General features: G+C 34.2%; 25 protein-coding genes. 15 read left to right on the top strand and 10 right to left on the bottom strand.

The window, feature by feature from the left end:
- Positions 1-25 precede the first annotated feature (25 nt).
- The 5 genes from IPN31_12965 to IPN31_12945 all read right to left on the bottom strand — a co-directional run bounded on the left by IPN31_12965 (position 26) and on the right by IPN31_12945 (position 5,188).
- On the bottom strand, positions 26-589 hold the full coding sequence (locus IPN31_12965; protein ID MBK8682784.1) for a DUF4294 domain-containing protein: 564 nt from the start codon (positions 587-589) through the stop codon (positions 26-28).
- 31 nt (positions 590-620) lie between these two features.
- On the bottom strand, positions 621-1,793 hold the full coding sequence (locus IPN31_12960; GenBank protein ID MBK8682783.1) for a CapA family protein: 1,173 nt from the start codon (positions 1,791-1,793) through the stop codon (positions 621-623).
- Positions 1,794-1,947: 154 nt separating this feature from the next.
- Positions 1,948-3,177, bottom strand: a complete 1,230-nt coding sequence (locus IPN31_12955; GenBank protein MBK8682782.1) for an alanine dehydrogenase — start codon at positions 3,175-3,177, stop codon at positions 1,948-1,950.
- Positions 3,174-3,593 (bottom strand): tRNA (adenosine(37)-N6)-threonylcarbamoyltransferase complex ATPase subunit type 1 TsaE, encoded by a 420-nt coding sequence (gene tsaE / locus IPN31_12950; protein MBK8682781.1) that lies wholly within the window; start codon positions 3,591-3,593, stop codon positions 3,174-3,176. The genes IPN31_12955 and tsaE overlap by 4 nt, the downstream gene beginning before the upstream one ends.
- 41 nt (positions 3,594-3,634) lie before the next feature.
- On the bottom strand, positions 3,635-5,188 hold the full coding sequence (locus tag IPN31_12945) for a PglZ domain-containing protein (protein MBK8682780.1): 1,554 nt from the start codon (positions 5,186-5,188) through the stop codon (positions 3,635-3,637).
- 46 nt (positions 5,189-5,234) lie between these two features.
- Here IPN31_12945 and IPN31_12940 point away from each other — a divergent pair, with 46 nt between their 5' ends.
- The 5 genes from IPN31_12940 to IPN31_12920 are packed head-to-tail and all read left to right on the top strand — an operon-like array spanning position 5,235 to position 10,320.
- Positions 5,235-6,470: an HD domain-containing protein gene (locus tag IPN31_12940; GenBank protein ID MBK8682779.1), complete on the top strand. Its 1,236-nt coding sequence runs from the start codon at positions 5,235-5,237 to the stop codon at positions 6,468-6,470.
- Positions 6,471-6,472: 2 nt separating this feature from the next.
- A complete protein-coding gene (lpxD, locus tag IPN31_12935; protein ID MBK8682778.1) occupies positions 6,473-7,510 on the top strand; it encodes a UDP-3-O-(3-hydroxymyristoyl)glucosamine N-acyltransferase in 1,038 nt (345 codons plus the stop codon).
- A 4-nt stretch (positions 7,511-7,514) separates the two neighbouring features.
- On the top strand, positions 7,515-8,915 hold the full coding sequence (locus IPN31_12930; protein ID MBK8682777.1) for a bifunctional UDP-3-O-[3-hydroxymyristoyl] N-acetylglucosamine deacetylase/3-hydroxyacyl-ACP dehydratase: 1,401 nt from the start codon (positions 7,515-7,517) through the stop codon (positions 8,913-8,915).
- Positions 8,915-9,703, top strand: a complete 789-nt coding sequence (lpxA, locus tag IPN31_12925; GenBank protein MBK8682776.1) for an acyl-ACP--UDP-N-acetylglucosamine O-acyltransferase — start codon at positions 8,915-8,917, stop codon at positions 9,701-9,703. The genes IPN31_12930 and lpxA overlap by 1 nt, the downstream gene beginning before the upstream one ends.
- The gene (locus tag IPN31_12920; GenBank protein ID MBK8682775.1) at positions 9,700-10,320 is read left to right on the top strand and encodes an ABC transporter ATP-binding protein; all 621 of its coding nucleotides are present in this window, start codon (positions 9,700-9,702) and stop codon (positions 10,318-10,320) included. Before lpxA ends, IPN31_12920 begins: the two co-directional genes overlap by 4 nt.
- Here IPN31_12920 and rocD read toward each other — a convergent pair whose 3' ends face one another.
- On the bottom strand, positions 10,321-11,538 hold the full coding sequence (gene rocD, locus IPN31_12915; GenBank protein MBK8682774.1) for an ornithine--oxo-acid transaminase: 1,218 nt from the start codon (positions 11,536-11,538) through the stop codon (positions 10,321-10,323).
- Between the two features lie 64 nt (positions 11,539-11,602).
- Complete coding sequence (locus IPN31_12910; GenBank protein MBK8682773.1) at positions 11,603-13,006, bottom strand: MATE family efflux transporter; 1,404 nt, start codon at positions 13,004-13,006, stop codon at positions 11,603-11,605.
- A 198-nt stretch (positions 13,007-13,204) separates the two neighbouring features.
- Between IPN31_12910 and IPN31_12905 the strand changes: the two genes are divergently transcribed.
- The 7 genes from IPN31_12905 to maf are packed head-to-tail and all read left to right on the top strand — an operon-like array spanning position 13,205 to position 18,998.
- A complete protein-coding gene (locus IPN31_12905) occupies positions 13,205-13,597 on the top strand; it encodes a cytochrome c maturation protein CcmE (protein ID MBK8682772.1) in 393 nt (130 codons plus the stop codon).
- Between the two features lie 3 nt (positions 13,598-13,600).
- The gene (gene ccsA, locus IPN31_12900) at positions 13,601-16,084 is read left to right on the top strand and encodes a cytochrome c biogenesis protein CcsA (GenBank protein ID MBK8682771.1); all 2,484 of its coding nucleotides are present in this window, start codon (positions 13,601-13,603) and stop codon (positions 16,082-16,084) included.
- Positions 16,085-16,101: 17 nt separating this feature from the next.
- Positions 16,102-16,884, top strand: a complete 783-nt coding sequence (locus tag IPN31_12895; GenBank protein ID MBK8682770.1) for a DUF2520 domain-containing protein — start codon at positions 16,102-16,104, stop codon at positions 16,882-16,884.
- A 16-nt stretch (positions 16,885-16,900) separates the two neighbouring features.
- Positions 16,901-17,236 carry a 2Fe-2S iron-sulfur cluster binding domain-containing protein gene (locus IPN31_12890; protein ID MBK8682769.1) on the top strand — a complete coding sequence of 112 codons (336 nt, stop codon included), beginning with the start codon at positions 16,901-16,903 and terminating at the stop codon, positions 17,234-17,236.
- Between the two features lie 9 nt (positions 17,237-17,245).
- Positions 17,246-17,485 (top strand): Fe-S cluster assembly protein IscX, encoded by a 240-nt coding sequence (iscX, locus tag IPN31_12885; protein ID MBK8682768.1) that lies wholly within the window; start codon positions 17,246-17,248, stop codon positions 17,483-17,485.
- A complete protein-coding gene (locus tag IPN31_12880; protein ID MBK8682767.1) occupies positions 17,485-18,438 on the top strand; it encodes a geranylgeranylglycerol-phosphate geranylgeranyltransferase in 954 nt (317 codons plus the stop codon). Before iscX ends, IPN31_12880 begins: the two co-directional genes overlap by 1 nt.
- Positions 18,435-18,998: a septum formation protein Maf gene (maf, locus tag IPN31_12875; protein ID MBK8682766.1), complete on the top strand. Its 564-nt coding sequence runs from the start codon at positions 18,435-18,437 to the stop codon at positions 18,996-18,998. The genes IPN31_12880 and maf overlap by 4 nt, the downstream gene beginning before the upstream one ends.
- On the opposite strand, the gene IPN31_12870 is transcribed toward maf, so the two are convergent.
- From IPN31_12870 to IPN31_12860, 3 genes are all read right to left on the bottom strand, one after another.
- Entirely contained in the window at positions 18,992-20,179 is a 1,188-nt protein-coding gene (locus IPN31_12870; GenBank protein ID MBK8682765.1) for a hypothetical protein, read from the bottom strand. The genes maf and IPN31_12870 overlap by 7 nt on opposite strands.
- 1 nt (position 20,180) lies before the next feature.
- Entirely contained in the window at positions 20,181-20,999 is an 819-nt protein-coding gene (locus IPN31_12865; GenBank protein ID MBK8682764.1) for a GMP synthase, read from the bottom strand.
- Between the two features lie 84 nt (positions 21,000-21,083).
- Complete coding sequence (locus IPN31_12860) at positions 21,084-21,932, bottom strand: universal stress protein (GenBank protein MBK8682763.1); 849 nt, start codon at positions 21,930-21,932, stop codon at positions 21,084-21,086.
- Positions 21,933-22,051: 119 nt separating this feature from the next.
- Between IPN31_12860 and IPN31_12855 the strand changes: the two genes are divergently transcribed.
- Genes IPN31_12855 through IPN31_12845 form a run of 3 tightly spaced genes read left to right on the top strand, consistent with a single transcriptional unit; the run spans position 22,052 to position 24,397 of the window.
- A complete protein-coding gene (locus IPN31_12855; GenBank protein ID MBK8682762.1) occupies positions 22,052-22,540 on the top strand; it encodes an RNA polymerase sigma factor in 489 nt (162 codons plus the stop codon).
- Positions 22,537-23,391 carry a hypothetical protein gene (locus IPN31_12850; protein MBK8682761.1) on the top strand — a complete coding sequence of 285 codons (855 nt, stop codon included), beginning with the start codon at positions 22,537-22,539 and terminating at the stop codon, positions 23,389-23,391. Before IPN31_12855 ends, IPN31_12850 begins: the two co-directional genes overlap by 4 nt.
- A 4-nt stretch (positions 23,392-23,395) precedes the next feature.
- A complete protein-coding gene (locus tag IPN31_12845; GenBank protein MBK8682760.1) occupies positions 23,396-24,397 on the top strand; it encodes a hypothetical protein in 1,002 nt (333 codons plus the stop codon).
- Positions 24,398-24,405: the final 8 nt, after the last annotated feature.

Raw genomic sequence — 24,405 nt, 5'->3', positions numbered from 1 at the left:
GAAGCATCAGAAATGATGCTTTTTTTTATTCTACAATTTTATTTTTCACTTCGTATTCATGAATAATAATTTCCAACATAGGATTGGCGTCAACAGTATAACCATCTTGTAAATTATAACCATAGAATTTCCCTAAACTTTGCCACCAGATGGCAGTACCTTTGTTTTTTGTTTCCCGCAATATATCATACATAGAACGGCCGGTGTTTCTTTCAATAATTTTTATTAGTACGGTTCCTTCAGTGCGTGATAAATTTTTTAACCGGTCTTCAAATTTTTCTTTTAAATCTTTCTCCAATTGTTTACGGTATTTTTTACTTTCTCTTTTTTTCATATCCATTGTACTTATTTCCACTTCATGCATCAGCATAATAGCAGTATCTGCAATGGGATACATCTTAGCAACAATGTAAGCGTATCTATTAAAATTATAATTGCGCAATGATCTTGCTTCAATGTTTACTGTGTCTAAATACACATGATACTGTGTGTCGGTGGGAGTTTCTTTTTTCTTAAAGATGCCGATTTGTGCATGCGCTTGATAAGTGACAGCACTCAGTAAAATAAATAGGATTAAACGAAATTTCATAAGTGCCATTTCAACGAATTCAATGCCAAAGTTATTTCAAAACGGGTTTTAATTTATCCGTATAAGTATTTAAAATCTTAGCTGTATTTTTTGCAGCCTGCATTATTTCCTCTTTATCTTTTTGGTTTAAATAATTTACCTGGAGATTAGTAGTATCACCTGCCGGAAAAATTACATGGAGTTTTTTTTCAGCATTAGTTCCACGATACACCCATGTTGGAACATAATCTACATCCTGCAAGTTTATTTTATTTGTGTGATTATTTTTTTCAAAATGCAAATTAATTATTACGCCTTCATAAGTAAAAGGATCTCGCTGATTGGAAATAAAATTACCCATGCTGTAAATTATAAATCCTGTATCAATATTGCCGTTATTGGTAGCAAAGAAATCTACCGGCTGCAATACATGCGAATGGCTGCCTAAGATAATATCAGCGCCTGCATCAATAGCAATCCGATTATATTTTTTTTGATATTGAGAAGGCAATCGTTGGTATTCTTCACCATAGTGATAATAGATAATAATTAATTCTGCATGTAACTGTTTTGCTACCTGAATATCTTTTACGATGGTGGCTGAGTCAATTAAATTCACCAGATACATTTTATCTGTGGGCAAATCAATACCATTTGTAGAATAGCTGTAATTTAAAATTGCAACAGAAGTTCCACTTATAGTTGTTAGTTGAATTGAGTCTCTTTCTGCTTGTGATTTAAATGTGCCGGTATGCATTAAACCCACACTGTCCAGCACATCAATAGTGCGTAAAATTCCATTTGTATAAGTATCATTCGAATGATTATTTCCGGTGGTTACAAAATCAAAACCGATTTCTTTTAATGCAGCAGCATAATCATCCGGCGTGTTGAATAATGGAAATCCACTATAAGGAATTTTCTTTCCGGCAAACGTGGTTTCTACATTCCCGATAGCAAAATCCGCAGAGGCGATATAGGATTTAATAAATTCAAAACAGGGTAAAAAATTATAACTGCCATCGGATTGTGCTACATATTTAAATTGAGAACCATGGCACATTAAGTCACCAACGGCTGCAATTGTAAACGTGGAAATACTGTCATCAATTTGTTCTTCAACTTCTATTTTTTCTATCGAGGTATTTAAAAATACAGCAGGTGTCTGCGAAATATAATCGCTGAGAATTAAACATAGTGTAAGAGATATAATTAATAGTTTCACTTGAATCATTATACATCAAAAATATATATCAAAGTACAAACAGCCATCCACTTATTATTCATAATCAATTTATTTTACCTAAATTATATGCAAACAAAGTATATAACAGTATTACATTTTTTTCTGATTAAAACTATATGGTGGTATTTCTGTATCAATGATTGCTGGTCAGCAATAAATTTATTTCGGTGTATTTCATTTCAAATTTTTGTGCAAGATATGCATTCGTCATGTGGCCTTTATAAATATAAATACCATGTCTGATTCCTTCGTTCAATTGAATCAAATTTTCCAACCCGCCGAACTCATGAAATTTCATTAAAGTACTCGCCACAATATTGCTAATTGCGTATGATGCGGTGCGGGGAACTCGTGATGGAATATTGGGAACACAATAATGAATTACATCATGTTTTATAAATGTAGGTTTTGCATGTGTAGTCACTTCACTGGTTTCTATACATCCACCTTGATCAATACTCACATCAATAATTACACTTCCCGGTTTCATTTCCATCACCATACTTTCTGTTACAATTACAGGTGTTCTTCCTGTTTCACTATGGATAGCGCCAACCACTACATCTGTGGTGCGAATATCTTTTAGCAATGTTTTCGGATTAATTGTGGATGTATAAACCCGGGTGCCAATATTATTTTGAAGGCGACTTAGTTTATATACATTGTAATCAAAAATTTTAACAGTAGCCCCTAAACCCAAAGCAGCACGGGCAGCAAATTCACCTACCACACCTGCTCCTAAAATCAAAATTTGTGTAGGAGGAATTCCGGATAATCCACCTAATAAATTTCCACGACCATGCGTGTTATCCGCAAGTAATTCCGATGCAATTAAAATAGAAGAACTACCTGCAATTTCACTCATGCATCTTACAAAAGCATAGGTATTGGATTCATCTTTTAAATATTCAAATGCAAATGCAGTAACTTTTTTATTTACAAGTGTTGTAACAATTTCTTTTTTAAGTGTAGGTAAATGTAATGGTGTAATTAAAATCTGATTCATCTGAATCAAATCAATATCGTCCAAAGTAGGAGGGGCTACTTTTAATAAAATATCCGCTTTATACACTTCCTTTTTATCATACACAATTTTGGCACCGGCCTCACTAAAATCTTTATCACTAAATCTGCTTGCCTCACCAGCCCGACTTTCAATTATGATACGCATACCATTATTCGTTAACATCTCCACACTTTCAGGAGATAGTGGTACTCGATTTTCGTAGAATGAATTTTCTTTTGGTATGCCTATGAAAATAGATTGCTTTTTCCGGCTTTGTTCAAGGCGTTGTTCCATAACTTGTATGCCTGCCTGTGAAGCTAGTTCGGAAGCTACTGTTTTGCGTGGTGAATCACTCATCTCTCTAAATTAATAATTCTTTTGTTCTTAGCAGTTATTTGGATATTTATTTTTTTAAAACCTTGCTGTTGCAAATGTTCCATTATTATTTCGGGCCATTCAATAAAAATATATGAAGGTGATTCCAAATAATCTTCAAACCCTAAATCTTCTAATTCTTGTGTGTTTTTTACTCTGTATAAATCGAAATGAAAAACTGGTGGCTCTGTACCATATTCCTGTACAATTGCAAAAGTGGGACTGCTCACCTGATCAGAAATTTTTAAGGCTCGACATATCGCAGCAATGAGTGTAGTTTTTCCTGCACCCATTACTCCTGTTATAGCAAATTTTTTATTGTGATTGGCAGCAGCTAATAATTCAACAGCAATGTGATCTATTGCTTCCGCATTTTCTACCAACCATTGTTGTTGCATTTGGCAAAACTAATTGAAAGATTGTTGTTTTAAATGCGCAATTAATAATTGGTGTAAACAGCAAATGGAATTATCATTTCTTCCAAAGAAATACCTCCGTGTTGAAATGTGTTTTTAAAATAATTCACGTAGTAATTATAATTATTCGGATAGGCAAAAAACACATCTCCTTTCCCAAAAATAAATGTACTGCTTAAATTCATTTTCGGTAATCCGGCTTCTGCAGGATTTTTTATTTCCATCACTTCCTTTTTATTGTATTGCAGATTTTTACCGCTTTTATAACGAAGATTAGTTGTTGCATTGCGATCTGCTACTACTTTGGAGGGAGTATTCACACGAATTGTTCCGTGATCTGTAGTAATTATAATTTGTACTTTTTTATCGGCTAATTTTCGCAATGCATCATATAACGGCGAATGATCGAACCAACTGCGGGTAAGCGAACGATATGCTGTTTCATCGCTGGCTAATTCCTTCAACACTTCCATTTCAGTGCGGGCATGCGATAGCATATCTACAAAATTATATACTACTACATTCAAATCATTGTGCATCAGATTCAAAATATTTTCTTCAAAATCTTTTCCTTCGGAGTGGTTTAAAATTTTTCTGTAACTGTATTTTAAATCCTTACGATTCCGTACAATATTATCTTTCAGAAATTCTTCTTCGTACATGTTTTTACCACCTTCTTCATCATCATTCAACCACATGTTCGGCATGCGTTTTTCAATTTCACTCGGCAGTAAACCTGCAAAAATTGCATTGCGGCTATACTGAGTTGCCGTTGGCAGCATACTGAAAAAATAATCTTCTTTTACTTGCTTAAAAGATTCACTTATTAAGGGTTCAATTACCTTAAATTGATCAAGACGTAAATTATCAATGAGAATAAAAAATGTGGGAATACCTTCTTTTAAAACTGGAAATACTTTTTCACTGAATAAGGTATGCGACATTACCGGTTTATTTTTTTCACTGCCCGATATCCAGCCGAGATATTTTTTATCAATGTACTTTCCAAATTCCACATTGGCTTCTGTTTTTTGCGCATTAAAAACATCCTTCATTCCGGATGCTCCTGTTTGATCTAATTGCAATTCCCAATACACTAATTTTTTATATACATCATACCATTGATCATAATCCAGATTTTCCTGAAGTGAGAAAAATATATTTTGAAATTCTTTTTGATAAGTAGAGTCTGTTTTTTCTGAAACCAATCGTTTGTTATCAATCAGTTTTTTTATTGTAAGCAGAATTTGTTGAGACTTCACCGGCTTAATCAGGTAATCACTAATCTGTGATCCAATAGCTTCCTCCATTAAATTTTCTGTTTCATTTTTGGTAATCATCACCACCGGAACAGTAGGTCGCTTTTGTTTTATTTGTTGCAATGTTTCCAAACCTGATAATCCGGGCATCATTTCATCTAAGAAAATTAAATTCACATCCGGATCATTGCACATATCAATTGCATCCTGACCATTGCTTACAGGCAGCACACTATAACCCTTATCTTCCAGAAACATTATCTGAGGTTTTAACAGATCAATTTCATCATCTGCCCAAAGTATCTTTATATTACTCATTATCTATTTTATTTTTGCTGAGAGAGGTAAAAGAAAAATTTAAAAAATTCCCGATTTGAATAAAAGAAAAATTCTAAACGATCCAATTTACGGCTTTATTACCATTCCCCATGAGATTATTTACGATATCATTGAGCATCCTTGGTTTCAAAGGTTGCGACGCATTCAACAATTGGGTTTAAGCAACTTAGTTTATCCTGGAGCAAATCATACACGGTTTCAACATGCTATTGGTGCAATGCATTTATTGGGCAAAGCAGTGCATGTATTGCGCAGTAAAGGAAATGAGATTACAGATGCCGAAGCAGAAGCAGCCGCTATCGCTGTATTATTACATGATATTGGTCATGGTCCCTTTTCGCATGCTTTGGAAAATACATTAGTGGATTCTATAAATCATGAACAACTTTCATTGATTTTTATAGACAAACTGAATAAACAATTTAATGGCAGACTCAGCCTTGCACAAAAAATTTTTACTGGGAATTATCATAAAAAATTTTTACATCAATTGGTGTCAAGTCAATTGGATGTGGACCGATTGGATTATCTGATTCGGGACAGTTATTTTACAGGAGTGCATGAAGGTGTAATTGGATATGACCGGCTGATTGAAATGATGGATGTGGCCGACGACAGTTTGGTGATTGAGCAAAAAGGAATTTATTCGGTAGAAAAATTTATTGTCTCACGCCGTATTATGTATTGGCAAGTGTATTTACATAAGACAGTTATTTGCGCAGAACAAATGCTGATTAAAGCATTGAAACGTGCAAAATATCTTTCGAAAAATAATGACCGGTTTTCAGCAACACCTGCACTCGATATGTTTTTATATGAGGATTTCACAGAGCAAAATTTTATTGAGGATGAAAATATTATAAACAACTTTGCCTTATTGGATGATTCTGATATTTATGTAGCATTAAAGACATGGCAATTTTCCGAAGATAAAGTACTTGCCTACTTATGCAGTGCATTAATAAACAGACGATTATTCCGAATTGAATTGGAGAATGATATTATTTCTCAGAAACGTATTTCAGATATTACGAAGCAAGTGCAGGAGAAATATCAGCTAACAGATGCATTTGATTTACAGTATTTCGTTTTTCATGATTCCACCTCTAACTCTGCTTATCAATTGAAAGATCAGAACATTCATATTAAATTTCGGAATGGAAATATCATTGATGTGGTAGATGCTTCTGATCATGTGAATCTGGCCTCCTTATCTGATCCTGTTGTAAAATACTATCTTTGTTATCCGAAAGACCTATAGGCATGGAGTTTTCAGCATTAGAACTAAGTGAGTTCCTACAAGGAACATTAGAGGGCAACCCTGATGTGAAGGTGCGTAAACCCGCTAAGATTGAAGAAGGACAAGAAGGCGATGTATGTTTTCTTTCCAATCCCAAGTATGTAAAATATGCATATACTACAAAAGCTTCTGTATTAATTATTAGTGAGTCGCTCATGTTCGATCAACCTGTAAATCCTTCTTTAATTCGGGTGAAAGATGTTTATACCAGTTTTTCAAAAATATTAGATCAATACAAGACAATGAATATCACATTGTCAAATGGCGTGGAAAAACTCAGTCATATTTCATCAACTGCAACCGTTGGAATTAATGTCCATGTTGGTGCATTTTCTTTTGTAGGAGATAATTCTTCTATTGGAAATAATTCGCAGATAATGGCGAATGTTTATATTGGAAATAATGTACATATCGGAGAAAATGTAATCATCTGTCCGGGGGTTTGTATTTTGGATGATTGCACAATTGGAAATAATTGTTTGATAAATGGAGGAGCGGTAATTGGCAGTGAAGGATTTGGATTTGCACCGCAAGAAGATGGCACTTATAAAAAAGTACCGCAAACAGGAAATGTTGTAATAGAAGATAATGTGGAGATAGGCGCTAATACAACTATTGATCGTGCTACATTGGGGTCAACAATTATTCGCAAAGGAGCCAAGTTGGATAATCTGATTCAGATAGCTCATAATGTAGATATTGGAGAGAATACAGTAATTGCCGCACAATCCGGAATTTCGGGAAGTACAAAAATTGGTCGCAATTGTATAATAGGTGGCCAGGTTGGTATTGTAGGTCATGTTGTAATTGCAGATGGTACACGTATCAATGCACAAAGTGGAATATCTAAAAGTATAAAGCAAAGTGGTCAGGCATTAACGGGATCACCGGCTTTCGATTATAATTTGGCGATGCGTTCTCAGGTTGTTTTTAAAAAACTGCCTGAGCTTATGCAAAAAATTAGTGAGTTAGAACAAAGACTTAAGGCATTAGAGGAATAATAAAATGAAGAAAGATTTTCAACATACCATAAAAGATAAGGTGACGGTAGCCGGTGTTGGCTTACATACGGGTCAAGATGTTATAATGACTTTTAATCCGGCACCCACAAATCATGGTATTAAATTTAAACGGGTGGATATTGATGGTCAGCCTGTTATTGAAGCAGACGTGGACAATGTAGTGGATACAGCTCGGGGAACAACCATTGCAAAGAACGGAACAAGAATAAGTACAGTGGAACATACATTGGCAGCATTAGTAGGGCTTGGTATTGACAATGTGTTAATTGAATTGAATGGAGATGAAACACCAATCATGGATGGCAGTTCCAAAGTTTTTGTAGAAGCATTGGATGGAGTAGGTATAGAAGAACAGGATGTAGAAAGAGAATACATTGTAATAACAGAGAATCTTGTTTTCAAAGATGATACTCGCAGTACAGAAATGACTTTAATGCCTGCAGATCACTATCAGGTTACTGTAATGATTGATTTTAATTCAAAAATTCTTGGACAACAACATGCAACACTCCATGAAATAAGTGAATTTAAAACTGAGTTTGCTAATAGTCGCACGTTTTGTTTTTTACATGAACTGGAAACGTTGTATGAAAACAATCTCATTCGTGGCGGAGATTTAAATAATGCAATTGTAATTGTAGATAAAGAAGTAAGCGAATCCGAAATGGCCAAGCTTAAAAAAATGTTCAACAAGGAACATGTGATGGTGAAGAAAGAAGGATTTTTAAATAATCTGGAATTGCATCATGTGAATGAACCCGCCCGTCATAAATTATTAGATGTGGTAGGTGATCTTGCTTTAGCTGGTAAACCTATTAAAGGAAAAGTGTTTGCCAGCAGGCCGGGGCATCCGGCAAATGTGGCCTTTGCTAAAATGATTAAAACATATTATAAAAACAGAAAAAATATTTCTGTGCCTTCCTATAATCCTAATTCAGAACCGATTTATGATATTAATGCGATCAACAAAATGTTGCCGCATCGTTACCCGATGTTATTGGTAGATAAAATTATTGAGGTGACCGATAAGTATATTGTTGGGTTGAAAAATGTTACTTTCAATGAAGGATTTTTTACAGGACATTTTCCGAATAATCCTATTATGCCGGGTGTGTTGCAAGTGGAAGCATTAGCGCAAACAGGAGGTATATTCGTTTTAAGTCAAGTAGCTGATCCTGAAAATTATGATACTTATTTTTTGAAAATAGATAGAGTGAAATTTAAAAGAAAAGTTTTGCCTGGCGATACACTATTATTGAAAATGGAATTAATGCATCCTATCCGCAGAGGTATTTGTGAAATGAAAGCTTCTGCTTACGTAGGGAATTATCTGGTTACCGAAGGCGAACTTACCGCTCAGGTAGTAAAAAGATCCGAAAGCTAATGAATCAACCACTGGCGTACGTACATCCTCAAGCCCAGGTGGCTGATAATGTAGTTATAGAACCTTATACTTTTATTTCTAAGAATGTAATTATTGGCGAGGGCACTTGGATAGGTCCTAACGTGACGATTATGTCGGGTGCCCGCATTGGAAAAAATTGCAGAATATTTCCCGGGGCAGTTATTTCTGCTATTCCGCAAGATTTAAAATATAATGGCGAAGACACCGAAGTAATTATTGGTGACAACACTACCATTCGTGAATGTGTAACTATTAATCGGGGAACAAAATATTTAGAAAAAACTGAAATTGGTAAGAATTGTTTGTTGATGGCCTATGTGCATGTTGCGCATGATTGTATTGTCGGTAATAATGTAATTCTTGCAAACAGTGTAAATCTTGCAGGCCATATTGAAGTGGATGATTGGGTGATTTTAGAAGGTACAGTGGCTGTTCAACAATTTATAAAAATTGGTGCGCATGCATTTATTGCGGGTGGATCTTTGGTTAGAAAAGATGTGCCTCCATATGTGAAGGCTGCAAGAGAACCGCTTTCTTATGCCGGTGTAAATTCTATTGGTTTGCGTCGCCGTGGTTTTACTCCAGAAGGAATAAATCATATTCAGGAAATTTATAGGATACTTTTTGTGAGAGGTTATAATGTTTCAAAAGCATTGAGCATCATCGAAACAGAATTGCCTGCAACAACTGAAAGAGATCAGATACTTACTTTCATACGCACATCTAAAGGCGGTGTGATGAAAGGTTTCCGCCACATGACTGAATGATGATTCAATTACATGCTGTTTCCAAAAGATTTAATTACGATTGGATATTCCGCAATATTGATTATACAATTCATGCAGGAAAAAAAATTGCAATTACCGGCTCAAACGGTTCTGGGAAATCGACACTGATGCGTATTCTTAGCGGACAACTTTCACCTTCGGAAGGCAGTGTTACTTTTGAAATAAATAATTTGAAATTATCTCCTGATAATGTGTTTTCAAATATCTCTTTCGCTGCTCCTTATCTTGAATTAATTGAGGAATTTTCTTTAAGTGAAATACTGCATTTTCAAAAACAATTTAAGCCCTTGATTAATAATATGCCGATTGAAGAATGTATTGCAATCTCCGGTTTATATCCGCATAGAAATAAATTATTAAAAAATTATTCTTCCGGAATGAAGCAACGAGTAAAACTCACTTTAGCAATTCTTGCAGATATACCCATTATTTTATTAGATGAACCTACCACAAATCTGGATGCTGCCGGTGTAGCTTGGTATCAGGATATGATAATTCGGTTTGCAGGAAATCGTAGTGTAATAGTGAGTTCAAATATTGAACGTGAATATAAATTCTGCGATGAAATAATTGTAATAGAAAATTATAAATCCTGATTAAAATTCATCCACTGTTTTGCGGATGATTTCTATACAATCCCACATTTGTTCTTCTGTAATTATAAGCGGTGGTGCAAAACGTATTTTATCCCCGTGAGTTGGTTTTGCAAGTAATCCGTTGTCTTTTAATTTCAAACAAAAATCCCATGCATCTTTTCCTTTCACCTCCGGAACAATAATCGCATTTAGTAATCCTCTTCCTCTAACCGTCTTCACAATTTCAGAATTCATGTTACTTAATTCACTGCGCAATAGTTCACCCATCTTTTCCGCATTTGCTGCAAGATTTTCATCTAATAACACTTGTAATGCTTCCATACCAACACGACATGCTAAAGGATTTCCACCAAAGGTAGAACCGTGTTCGCCGGGTTTAATACATAACATTATATAATCATCTGCTAACACGGCAGACAAGGGCAATACGCCACCTGATAATGCTTTGCCAAGAATCAAAACATCCGGCCTTATATTTTCATAATCGCATGCCAACATTTTACCTGTTCTGCATAATCCGGTTTGAATTTCATCGGCCATAAATAATACATTATGTTTTTTACACAATGCATAAGCCCCGGCAAGATAACCGTCTTCGGGAACTACAACACCTGCTTCACCTTGAATGGGTTCTATTAATAAACCTGCAACATTTGGTTTTTTTAATTCAGTTTCTAATGCATCTAAATCATTATAAGGAACAATAATATATCCCGGCATATACGGACCAAAATTGGAGGTAGAACTGGGATCGGTAGAGAATGAAATAACACCGCTTGTACGACCGTGAAAATTACTTTCTAAAACAATTATTTCCGCTTGATTAGATTCTACTCCTTTAACAGAGTACGCCCATTTTCTGCATAATTTAATTGCTGTTTCCACTGCTTCCACACCGGTATTCATCGGCAGTAATTTATCATATCCAAATAAATTGGTAACATACTTTTCGTATTCACCTAAAACATCATTATAAAAAGCTCTGCTGCTTAAAGTTAATTTCTGCGCTTGTTCTGTAAGTGCATTAATAATTCTTGGGTGACAATGACCTTGATTTACTGCGCTGTAGGCAGATAAAAAATCAAAATATTTATTTCCTTCCACATCCCAAACAAATACGCCTTCACCTCGTGCAAGCACCACCGGTAATGGATGATAATTATGTGCGCCGTATTTGTCTTCTAATTGTATAAAATAATTTGATGTAAGTACTTCCATAAAAAAATAATTTAAAAACAAAGTTACTTAATAAGGTGCAGTGTATTTTTATTATACAGCATTATTATACTTTAATCGTTTTCCATTTACCTTGTTTAAATATAATAAAACTGATAATCGCAATTGCGGTTTCTGCTACAGGAATTGCTATAAAAACACCTGTTGGTCCCAACGCAAATGTATGTGAAAGTAAATATGCCAATGGAATTTGAAACATCCAGAATCCAAAGAAATTTATGATGGTCGGAGTTCGAGTATCACCCGCACCATTAAAAGCCATGGTTATTACCATACCAACTCCATAAAATATATAACCAGCACTAATAATGCGCAAAGCCAATACTGCATAATGAATTTGTTCGGTATTAATTGCAGGTGTAAACAGTGAAATAATTGAATGACTGAAAAACAAAAAGATAAGTGAAACACTTCCCATAAAAATGGCATTGTATTTAGCAGTTTTCAAAACACTTTCTTCTGCTCTTTCTGTTTGTTTTGCACCTAAATTTTGTCCCACAAGTGTTGCTGCCGCATTGCTCATTCCCCATGCGGGTAAAATAAAAAATAGCACAAGACGAATTCCAGTTTGATAACCTGCAGATGCATCGCTACCGCTTTGTGCTACAAAGGCTGCCAATACAACCCAACTTGCAGAAGCAATTAAAAATTGGACTGTTGCCGGTGATGCAACTTCAATTAATGAAATAATAATTTTTTTGCTCAAGGTAAAATGATGCTTCATAATTTTTACAACTCCTTTTCCTTTTGCAAGATGATATATTTGATATGCTATTCCAATACCTCTGCCGATTACAGTTGCAATGGCTGCTCCTTCAATTCCTAATTCAGGAAATGGTCCTATTCCAAAAATTAAAAGATAATCCAGAATTATATTACAGATGTTAGCAATCCATAAACTGCGCATTGCAATTGAAGCATCACCTGCACCACGATAAATTCCATTTATTACAAACAAAAACATTATCACAGCACTCGAGCTGAACATTATACGAGTATATCCGGAACCACTTGCAATAGCTGAAGGTTCGGCACCCATTAACCGAAGTATTTCTTCTGAAAACATAGCTGCAGGAATACTTAGTATCAACGAAGTAATACAGGTTAAAGCAATTACCTGCACCGCAGTAAATGCAGCGGCTTCTTTATTTTTTTCGCCAATTCTTCTGGATATCACTGCTGTAGCTGCTGCACTCATTCCAATTGCTACCGAATAAATAATTGTATTTACACTTTCTGTTAGTCCAACAATTGAAACAGCATCAGCTCCCAAACGATTTACAAAAAATATATCTACAACAGCAAATACGCTTTCCATCATCATTTCTAAAATCATCGGCACACTCAACATAAAAATTGCTTTGCGCACACTGCCTGTTGTATAGTCCTGTTCCTCACCGGATAATGCTTTTTTTAGCAGCACAAAGAAGTTTGCAAATCTGTTTTGCATTTTAGAAATCAAGTAATATTTTTTTATTGGTTTTTGTTGAAATAACTCTGGAACAAGCCAAAATTTTCGGTTAGCGAAAATACTATTTTATGAATTATTCGTTAGTCGCTTTTAACCTTATAAGCATATCTTAACATCAAACTCGAAAGGTGCTGAACATTTTGAATTAAATTTGCATTAACAGTAAAAAAAGATACAGTGAAGCGATCACATATAATATTATTATTATTTCTTGCAATTTGCATTGGTGTATTAGCATCCCAATTGGGTAATGTAAGTGCTTATTCAGATTTTGATGATGCAGGAAGAAAAGCAGGTAAAGAATTGCGCTTAAAGGGCACTCTAAATAAAGAAATGCCAGTAGATTATGATCCAATTAAAGATCCCAACACTTTTAGTTTTTATCTCGTAGATCAAAATGGTATTTCAGGTAAAGTGGTTTGTTTTGATGAAAAGCCGAGAGATTTTGAACGAAGTGATGAAGTAGTTCTAACAGGAAGCATGAAAGAAGATGTGTTTTATGCTAACGACATTCTTGTGAAATGCCCGAGTAAATATGTGGAGACGGAAGTAGATAAAAGTGAGATTTAAACAATGAATGAAAACTTATCTACCGTTGCCATAAATCCATTCTATGGTCAAGCAGGTCATTTCTTTATAATACTTGCATTTGTTGCCGCAATCATCGCTTCTATATCCTATTTTTTTGCGGTAAAAAAAACCGATGAAATTGAAAAGGTTAAATGGAAAAAGCTTGCTCGATATGCATTTTTTACACACGCACTTTCCATTCTTGCCACTGTAGTTACTCTATTCTTAATGATATTCAATCATCGTTTTGAATATTATTATGTGTGGTCTCATTCCTCTCTTGATTTACCCATTAAATATATTCTTTCTTGTTTTTGGGAAGGGCAGGAAGGCAGTTTTTTACTCTGGACTTTTTGGATGATGATGTTAGGCACCTTCCTGATATTCACATCTAAAAAATGGGAAGCACCGGTATTAACTTTTATAAGCATACAACAAGTTTTCTTAGTTTCTTTTTTATTGGGAATTTATATTGGTGAAATAAAAATTGGATTATCTCCATTTTTATTAATGAAAGATGCATTGACGCAAGATCCAGTTTTTATGTTCGAGAATTACATGGATTTTATTAAAGATGGTACTGGTTTAAATGCATTATTACAAAATTATTGGATGGTAATTCATCCACCTGTTTTATTTCTTGGTTTTGCTTCTGTTACCATTCCTTTTGCATTTGCATTTGCAGGCTTATGGACAAAAAAATATTCTGAATGGATAAAGCCAGCATTGCCTTATAGTTTGTTTTCTGGAATGATATTAGGCACCGGCGTTTTAATGGGCGGTGCATGGGCGTATGAGGCACTTAGCTTTGGTGGCTTTTGGGCTTGGGATCCGGTAGAAAATGCTTCACTGATTCCATGGTTAATTACTGTTGCTGGCATTCATTTATTATTAATTGTAAAAGCAACAGGTCATGCATTACGCACAACATTTATCATGTTATTCCTCGCATTCTTTTTTGTGTTGTATGCATCCTTTTTAACCCGCAGTGGAATTTTAGGAGACTCCAGTGTTCACTCTTTTGTTGTGAGTGGTTTGGAAAATCATTTGTTGATATACTTAACATTTTTTACAGGCCTCGGAATTATTATGATTGCCCGCAATTGGAAACATATTCCTACAAATAAAAAAGAAGAAGAAGTTTCATCACGTGAGTTCTGGATGTTTATTGGTTCATTGGTTTTTCTTTTTTCAGGATTGCATATCATCTTCTTTACAGGTATTCCGGTGTATAATCAAATATTCCTGCATATGAATGATTGGTTTGGAACAGGTCTGCGCACTGATTTTGCTCCACCTGCTGATCCAATTCATTATTACACTGCAGTGCAAATTTGGGTTGCAGTTATTATCGCAATTTTTACTGGATTTGCACAATTTCTCAAGTATCGAAAAACGGATATAAAGAAATTTTTTAAAGTGATTATTATTTCGATAGCGCTTGCAATTGTTTTGATGTTGATTTCTGCAAATGCACTTGACTACCCTGTGTTCACAAAAGCAACATTAAATATTTTTGGCAAAGCAATTTCGCTTTATACAATTTATCCTTATACCTTATTATTATTTGCCGGCAGTTTTGCTATTCTGGCAAATGCACATTATTTAATTGCTGTACTAAAAGGTAAAATAAAAATAGCCGGAGGTTCTGTTGCACATATTGGTTTTGGAATTTTATTATTGGGAATATTAATTTCAAATGCAAATCAACAAGTATTATCTATTAATACGCAGGGAATAAATTACGGAGAAGAGTTTGATCAAAAATTTAAACGGGATAATATTTTACTTTATCAAAATGTACCCGTAACAATGGGAGAATATATTGTAACTTATTTAAGTGATTCTTCGGATAACAGGGAAACGTTTTATAAAGTACGATACGAGAAAATTAATAATAAAACCGGTGCGGTTGATTACACTTTTGATTTATATCCGTATTTACTCATGGATAAAAAATCAAAACAGCTTACACCAAATCCGGATACAAAACATTATTTGACACATGATGTGTTTACTCATATTTCTTCGATACCATCACAAGATGCAAGAAGCAATCAACCAATAACAGAAGAACACACAGTTGCTATCGGTGATACCATATTTTTTTCTAAAGGTTATTTGGTTTTGAATGATATTCGCAGATATACTGATGATAACAGTATTTCTGCAGGTGCATTATTTGTTGGCCACACAGGCGACTCCACAGAAACAGTGGAGCCGAAATTTACAGTTGCAGATAATCAAATATTGAGTGAACCGGTTGCAATGCAACATGCAGATGTGCAACTTACTTTCGATTATATAAATACAGATGATCACACATTTAAAATTACTACTATAGAAAAAAATGTGCAGAACAACTGGATAATTATGAAAGCCATTGTTTTTCCGATGATCAATTTAGTGTGGTTAGGAATGACTATTATGGCAATCGGATTTTTTATTAGTATGCTTCGTCGCCGAACGGAAATGAAGACTACCTGATTGCTTACCTTTAAATCATGAGTAGCACTCAAATCTCTATAGTTGGAACAGGAAATATTGCCTGGCATTTGGTGCAAATGTTTTGCAATGCAGGATTACAAATTCAACACATTTATGGTCTTGAATTTAAAAAGGCTTCCGCATTAGCAAATATATGTAATGCAACAGCGAAACAATTAAAAACAGAAAACTCTGAATCAAATAATTCGATTGTATTTTTTGCAGTAGCAGATGATGCAATTCGTGAGGTGGCATCCACATTTAATGTAGAAGAAATTGTATCAGTGCATGTATCAGGAGCCGTGGAAAGCAAGGTATTGCATTTTGAAAAAAATCAATTTGGTGTGTATTATCCATTGCAATCATTTTCAAAAGAAGTCCATACAAATTATAATGTAATTCCGGTATGTATAGTTGCACAAGATAAGCAAGTAGAATTAATGTTGATAGAGATAGCAAATAAAATTTCTAATTCGGTTTGTACGATAAGCGATGCGCAAAAAAGTAAATTACATCTTGCCGCAGTAATCGTAAATAATTTCACTAATTTTTTATATGGAGAAGCTTTCCGTATCATTGAAGAAGCAGGATTAGAAAAAAATATTCTTTTTTCATTAATGCAGGAAACAATTGAAAAATTAAGAATTGGTTCACCTGCTGAAATGCAAACAGGTCCTGCCCGAAGAGGTGATGTAAATACAATGCAAAAACATCATGCATTATTAAAATCAAATCCTGAACTTATGAAATTGTATGACGTTCTAAGTAATAGCATACAAAATAAATTTTTGGATAATTAAATTTGCAATTACAGTTATGGGAAATATTACAGTTACATTTTCTTTTGAAGACGGCAGCGAACCGAAGCGGATTGAAGCAAAAAAAGGTAATACAATTTTAGAAGTAGCATTACTCAATGATATTAAATTAAATCATAATTGCGGTGGCGTGTGCGCATGTAGTACATGTCATGTATATATTGAAAAGGGTATGGATAGTCTTGAAGAGATGACAGATAAAGAAGAAGATTTTGTGGATAGAGCACGAGATCCAAGATTAAATTCACGATTAAGTTGTCAATGTGATTTATTGGACGACGATTGCGAAATAGAAGTTTTAATTCCGGATCAATCCACTATCATTGCATCATAAAAATGAAATATGAAGTTTGACGAACCACCAATTTATTGGGCAGATCATGAAGATATAGCCTTGAAATTATATGAGAAATTCGGTGAAGAATTTGATGAATCAAAAATTTATCGCATCCGATTTACTGAATTAATTGAATGGGTTTTGGAGATTGAAGGCTTTTCGGGGAAAAGAGAAGATTGCAATGAAGGTCATTTAGAAATGATTCAGAGTGCATGGGTTTATGAATGGCGTGATAATACCAGATAATGCAAAAAATAATAAATTGGATACAAATGATGCGCCCGGCAAATCTGCTGATACTCGGCGTTACCATGTACTTTATCAATCAATTTATTTTGTTACCGGTATTTGATAAGTATGGATTGTATTTCACACTTAATTCTTTTCAATTTTTTCTGTTAGTACTTTCTACACTTCTAATTTGTGCAGGCGGCTATATCATTAATGATTATTACGATGTGGAATCTGATGCTATAAATAAACCACACCGGCATTTTATTGGAAAAAGTATAAGTACAATTCAAGCATTGCGTGGTTATTGGTTGCTTACCGGAGTCGGAGTGTTACTCGGTTTATTTCTTGCAATTAAAGTGGGTAATATTCGCCTTGTTACTATTCATGGAATTGCAGCTTTGCTATTATATTTTTATTCTGCTTCGTATAAACGCATGCCATTGTTGGGGAATGTGGTGGTTGCATTATTAATTGCAATCAGCATTTTATTAGTAGGTGCATTCGAACCTGCTATTTATAAATTAGTGCGTGAAGGAGATTATTATGCAGCAAGAATTTGTTGGAATATTATTTTAGGATATGCATTATTTGCATTCCTTATAAATGTTGCCCGAGAGTTGATTAAAGATCTGGAAGATATGGAAGGAGATGGTAAAGCAGATATGCGCACCACGGCTTTAGCATGGGGGCAGCAAACTGTAAAAATTATTGCTGCTTCTATTTTATTCTCTCTCATTTTATTTACTACTTATTTATTATGGATCAGAGATATTGCAGGATTGCACAACTGGTTTTTGATTTATGGAATTCTGCTGATTATAAACTTACTGGGGCTGATTGGATTTCTTTTTGGCTCCTTCACAAAAAAAGCTTTTCATAGACTTAGTGTTTGGATAAAACTCACCATGATACTCGGTATTTTATTTATGCCTTTATATTATTTTGGATATTATTCCGGTTTATGAAAATAATCTTATCTTCTGCGTCGCCACGACGTCGTTCCATTTTAAAAGATGCTGGTTTTGATTTTGAAATATTAGCAATTGATGTGGATGAATCCTTTCCTCCAAATCTAAATTCTAAACAAGTACCTGCATTTATTGCTTCAAAAAAAATGGATGCCGCCCGCCAATCAGTTGCAACAAAAGATAACATAATTATTACTGCGGATACAGTTGTTTTATTAGGAGATGAAATAATTGGTAAACCAATAAATGTTGAGGATGCTAAACACATTCTTCGCAAACTTTCGGGTAAAATGCATAAAGTAATAACTGCTGTTTGTATTTGTAAAAATGGAATTGAAACTTGTATGGAATCAGAAACGAATGTGTATTTTGATACTATGACAGACTTGGAAATTGAAAATTATATAACTGCATTCAAACCATTTGATAAAGCAGGAGCGTATGCAATTCAAGAATGGATTGGTTTAAATAAGATTTTAAGGATAGAAGGAGATTACTATAATGTCGTTGGTTTCCCAATGAGTAAAGTATATCCTTTTCTAAATGAAAATCAATAAAAGAAACCTACCGAACCGCCAACCCATTCACGATTTTTATTGAAGTTTACTCCAATCATTTCGCCTTTACTTAATCGCACAAGATTAATAACCAACTCAGGTCTTTTTGCTTCCGGCTTCCAGATATACATTAAGCGCACTTCAAATTTTGCCGGATCATCCGGAGTTTTAATTACAGGAGCATAATTTACTTTTTCCTGCAGAATAAAATTTTCAGGTGATTGTACATTTTCAATATCTTCTTTGGTTACATGAAACTTTACACCACTTCCGGCAAAACTGTACAACGGTTTCAAAACATAATTTTCCAAATCTTCAGGTATAGATTTTAATGTATGCAGATAATAAGTTTTTGGTACGTATTTACTTTGAATTAACGGTAAAGAAAATTTACTGATTCGAAAAAACCAATTCGGATGACTGCACCATTCTACATTTGCTTCATCGGTTAGATTCCATTCATATTTCAAATCTGTACGCAACAACAACTCATCAAATATCAAACGATTATAAATTCTATATATAGGAGTACGCTTTCCATTTTTTAAATAATATAAATCTTTACCTTCTTTTTTTATTTCTGTAATACAAATAGCTTCAATACCCGTAATTTCTTTTGTATCTGAAAAATCCACCCATGTTTTTTGTTCGTTAGGTTTCACATCCAACAGAATTACATTCTCAGGTTTATGATTGCCGAGTACGGATTGTTTAAAAATTTCTCTATAAGATGCATCATCATGCCCATTGAATAAATGCGTCATCTCCACAGGCACTTCCATATATTTTTTATACGCATTAGCCATTGCATGTTGATGTGCATACAAGGATGGGAAACCCTGCATTTCAATTAATTTCGGAATTATTTTTCCATCCTCATCCGTGCAAATTCCAAAATCTAAAGCGAGATAAACAGCATGATCATCTTCACCCGGAACATTCAGGTTTTTTGGTATTGAACGATCAGTACGTTTTTTAAAATTATCTTGTACTATAACATCAATTATTTCTTCTCCGGCTGCAATTAAATCCTGCTTTAAAAATTCCGGAATAAATGCAGGTGTTTCGCATACTTTAAATTCTATGCGTTTATTAAATTTCTTCCATAAGCTTTCAAACATAGAAATATATTTTTCCTCTGTGAAAGCTTGATTATATGCTTTGCGAATTTCAGGTATCATCTCATTCAGTTAATAGAAGTTCATCATGTGCATCACGTAAAAATCCGGGTATCAAAGTCTCCCGGGTAAGGGGTAATTTATATGGATCACTCAGACAGCGAATCATTTCTTCTAACTTCCACTCGCCGTGATTTTTTACTACATGTTCTTTTTTTTCTTTGATATTAAAATAACGCAACATACCATCGGCATCTGCCTCCGGATGAAATTGAGTCATATACACATAGGGATTCATTTTTACCGCCATCACTGCTCTTTCTAAATCCACATGATCTCGACGTTTATCAATAGCAAGAATTTCTGCACCTGTATTTAAAAACAATTTCGTGTTGGGTTCTATCAATTGCCAGTCACGGGAATCCACAGCATAAAATGGATCAGAAAGAAAACGAAAATATTTATCCTGTTTACCATTTTCCGTACGCTCCAAATTAAACACACCAAATGCAGTGGATTTTCTTTCACACACATTTCCTAGTTGCAGATATCGTGATAATAATTGAAAGGAATGACAGATAGCGAATATGTATTTCTTTTTGATATTTCCATTTGCATTATGCGCCCATATTTTATCCATCAAAGAAAAATATTTTGTTTCCCATTCTTTGCCTTCGCCATCGTAGGGACTACCCGGGCCACCGGAAGAAACAAATATATCGTAGGTCATATCGGGAATTTCTGTCTTGGCACGCACATCAAATACTTTCCAATCAAAATCTAAATCCTTATTGCCTACCAATTCTTTTAGGTTGCGCATCCCTTCGTTGGGATAATTATCATACAAATCCAGAATGGCAACTTTAATTTTTGAAACAGACATACTTTTATTGAAACGTCGAAATTAGAATAGAAAGTTTGGAATGCATAAACAAATTATACTTTCATTTTAATTTCAACAAATATTTTATTCGTGATAAATTATTAATGGAATCTCGCTGTGTGAACTCATTTTTTTTGTATAGCTAATATTGAATAAACTGTTCATATAGGATTTTTGTCGCAACATACCTAATAGGTCAATTCTATTTTCTTTTACAAAATAATCCATACCATCTAGAACATTTAAATTTTCTATTAGTTGAAAACTAATGCGTTTTCTTTCAACTTCATTGCTGTATTGAGTAATAAAATCTTGAATTATTGAATTTTCAATCTCAAGATTACTATCATGCACATGAAAACATTTTAATTCCGCTTCAAAAATATCTGCAAGAAATAATAATTTGTCAATAACTTCATTATCTGCAAACGTTAGATCGGTAGCATATGCTAAACGTTGAATTTGTCGGAATGAAAAATCTTTTGGCACTGTAAATACAGGACTATTACTTTTTTTAAGCACAGATGAAACAATGCCTCCAAATAATAAACGATCCATTCCTGTTGTATGCACCACAGGTATTACTATGCAAAATACATCTTCCTTTTCGGCAAGTGCCACAATCTCATCGGCAACAAAACCCATTCGCAATACTTCAGTTACCGGAATGCGATTGCCATACCCTTTATTATATCGGTTAATTAATGAGTCTTTAAATTGCGCAATTCTGTTTGTAGCTGCTTCCTCAGATAATCGGATTAACTGATCGGGCATGGTATCAAAACCACCATCTTCTATACTTGTAGTCACCATGGGCATACTGTACACATGTAATAACAAAATTTCGGAATTTGTCTTCTCAGCAAGATATAATGCCATCTCAAATGCATCGGCACTTTGTTCACTGAAATCAGTTGGAAATATTATATTCATCACTCAAGTGTTTCCGTAAATTTACAAGACAATATGAAAGTCAACCATGATTTTAGCAATCAGACAATTTTTTTTTATCAATCTGTAACTTTTTAACAACTCAATCGCCTTATTAACGGATGACAACCTCAGAATACAACAAATGCGTGGATTTATGCGCTGACGGAGTGTTCAGGTTTATTCGAAAAAATGTACTGAACGATGAGGATGCTCAGGATGTGGTTCAGAATGCATTTGAAGTTCTTTGGAAAAATAGAGAAGCGATTAACCCGGAAAAAGCGAAATCCTATTTGTTTACCGCAGCGTATCACAATATGATTGACTTTTTTCGCAAGCATAAACGTACAAGTTACGTGGATGAAATGGATGAAAGTGCAAAAGGCGGCACATCCGACTTGCAGGTAGGTGTGAAAGAAGCAATAGAAGACGCATTGGCAAAACTGCCGGAGATTCAAAAAAATGTTATTCTGTTGCGGGATTATGAAGGTTATAGCTATGTGGAGATTGGAGAGATTCTGGAATTAACGGAAGCACAAGTGAAGGTGTATATTTTCAGAGCAAGACAAACATTAAAAAAATATTTAGTGAGCATATATCATTTAATATGAGAATAGATAAACATAATTATGAGGAGTGGATGGTAGATCATCTGGAAGGGAATTTAAGTCCTGAACAAGAGGTGATTTTTCAAAATTTCTTGAGTGAACATCCTGAATTAAACGCAGAACTGGAAATGTTTAATAATACATTTTTAGTGGCTGACGAGTCTGTGATTCATCCGGATAAAAATGCACTGAAGAAAAAGGAAGCAAAAATAATTGGGTTCAATACGTATTTCAGATATGCTTCGGCTATCGCTGCTGCATTATTGTTATTTGTTGCTATACGGTTTATGTTGATGGACCATTCCACCACAGGAATTAATTACTCAGCCGAAATGGAAAAACCGGATGTGAATAAATCTACAACTGTGGAAGTAACAGATACAATGGAAATAAAATCTTCCACAAATAATGGAGAAATATTTTTTGCCGAAAATAAAAAAGAGAAAAATTCTGTAGTGAAATTAAAGGATTCGAAAAAGGAATTATTGCCAAATGAAAAATCTGTATTAGAATTATCGGCAACAGAAGAAATATTATTTGCTGAATCAAAAAGTCTTACTGTTACGCCGCATTACCCAAGATTAAAAACAACAGATTTTTCTGAACAATACGCTTCGTTATATAATTATTATTTCGATAACATGATGAAGAAAACACAGATTGAAACAGAATCGCCACCAAGTATTGTTGATCGCATTAATAACGCCGTTGCTTTGGCAAATGATTTTGGAGGAATCTTGGGCATTTCAAAAAATCAAAATACAGAAAATGCATTATCAGAACCACAAGTGAAAACTACAACTATTAAAATATTTGACCTTGAATTTTATAATCGAAGAAAAGTAAATCAATAACAAAATGAAACATTTAATTTTAATTTGCATCGCAACTATAACTACTGTTTTTGCTCTTGCGCAAGAAGACTCCACTGTTGTTAAAACAAAATCAGCAACAATTACAGTGTATGAAGATGACGGTTCATCTTACACTATAGAAATTCCGGATATTGAACAATTAGGAGACCTGCGTGATCTGGAAAATTTAGAAGAATTAGAAGACATTGACTTTGAAGAATACGATGTTACAATAGTGCCCGATACTTCTTTTAGTGATTCTACTTCTGTAAGTATCGGTGATTGGAAAATTGTGATTCGTGAGAAAGAAAACAGCGACGATATAGATATTGATTTTGGCAGAAACCGAAAAGTAGTTTACAGCGATTATCGGGATGTAGATGTATTTCAAACTGAACCGCTATTAATGTCAATTGGATATAATACATTCATGGATGCCAATAAAAATATCAGTGTGCCTGCACCATATCAGGATATGGAGTCCTTAAATTTTTGGGGATCCACAGATTTAAATCTGGATTTATTTCGCTCTCGTGTAAACATGTTTCATGGCTACCTGAATTTTAATTTTGGTACTGCTTTGGAATGGCATCATTTCCGATTTACAAAAGATTTTACACTTTCTAATCCAAATGATACATTGATGTTGACAGAAGAAGATATTAATTATGATAAAAATAAATTCAACACAATGCATATTGCCGTTCCACTATATATTGGTACGGAATCAAAGCCCTGGGATACAGATAATTCATTTCACTTTATGGTGGGATACAGTCCGGGATTACGAGTAAAAACAAAAACAAAACATAAGTTAGATGGCAGCAAAGAAGTGTATAAAGAAGATTTTAATGTGCAGACTTTTCGCCACGAAGTAAATGCAGTAATTGGCTATGGGAAATTTAATTTATATGCAAGTTACGATCTTAATCCATTGTTTATTGAAGGTCGTGGGCCAGAAATTCATCCTTTCTCAGTGGGTATAATTGTACGCAGAGGATTTTAATTCTTGTA

Source organism: Bacteroidota bacterium (assembly GCA_016715425.1).
Classification (GTDB): Bacteria; Bacteroidota; Bacteroidia; order Chitinophagales; family BACL12; genus JADKAC01.
Note: the sequence above shows the minus strand (reverse complement) of the source record. Positions and strands in the feature narration are given on the sequence as shown.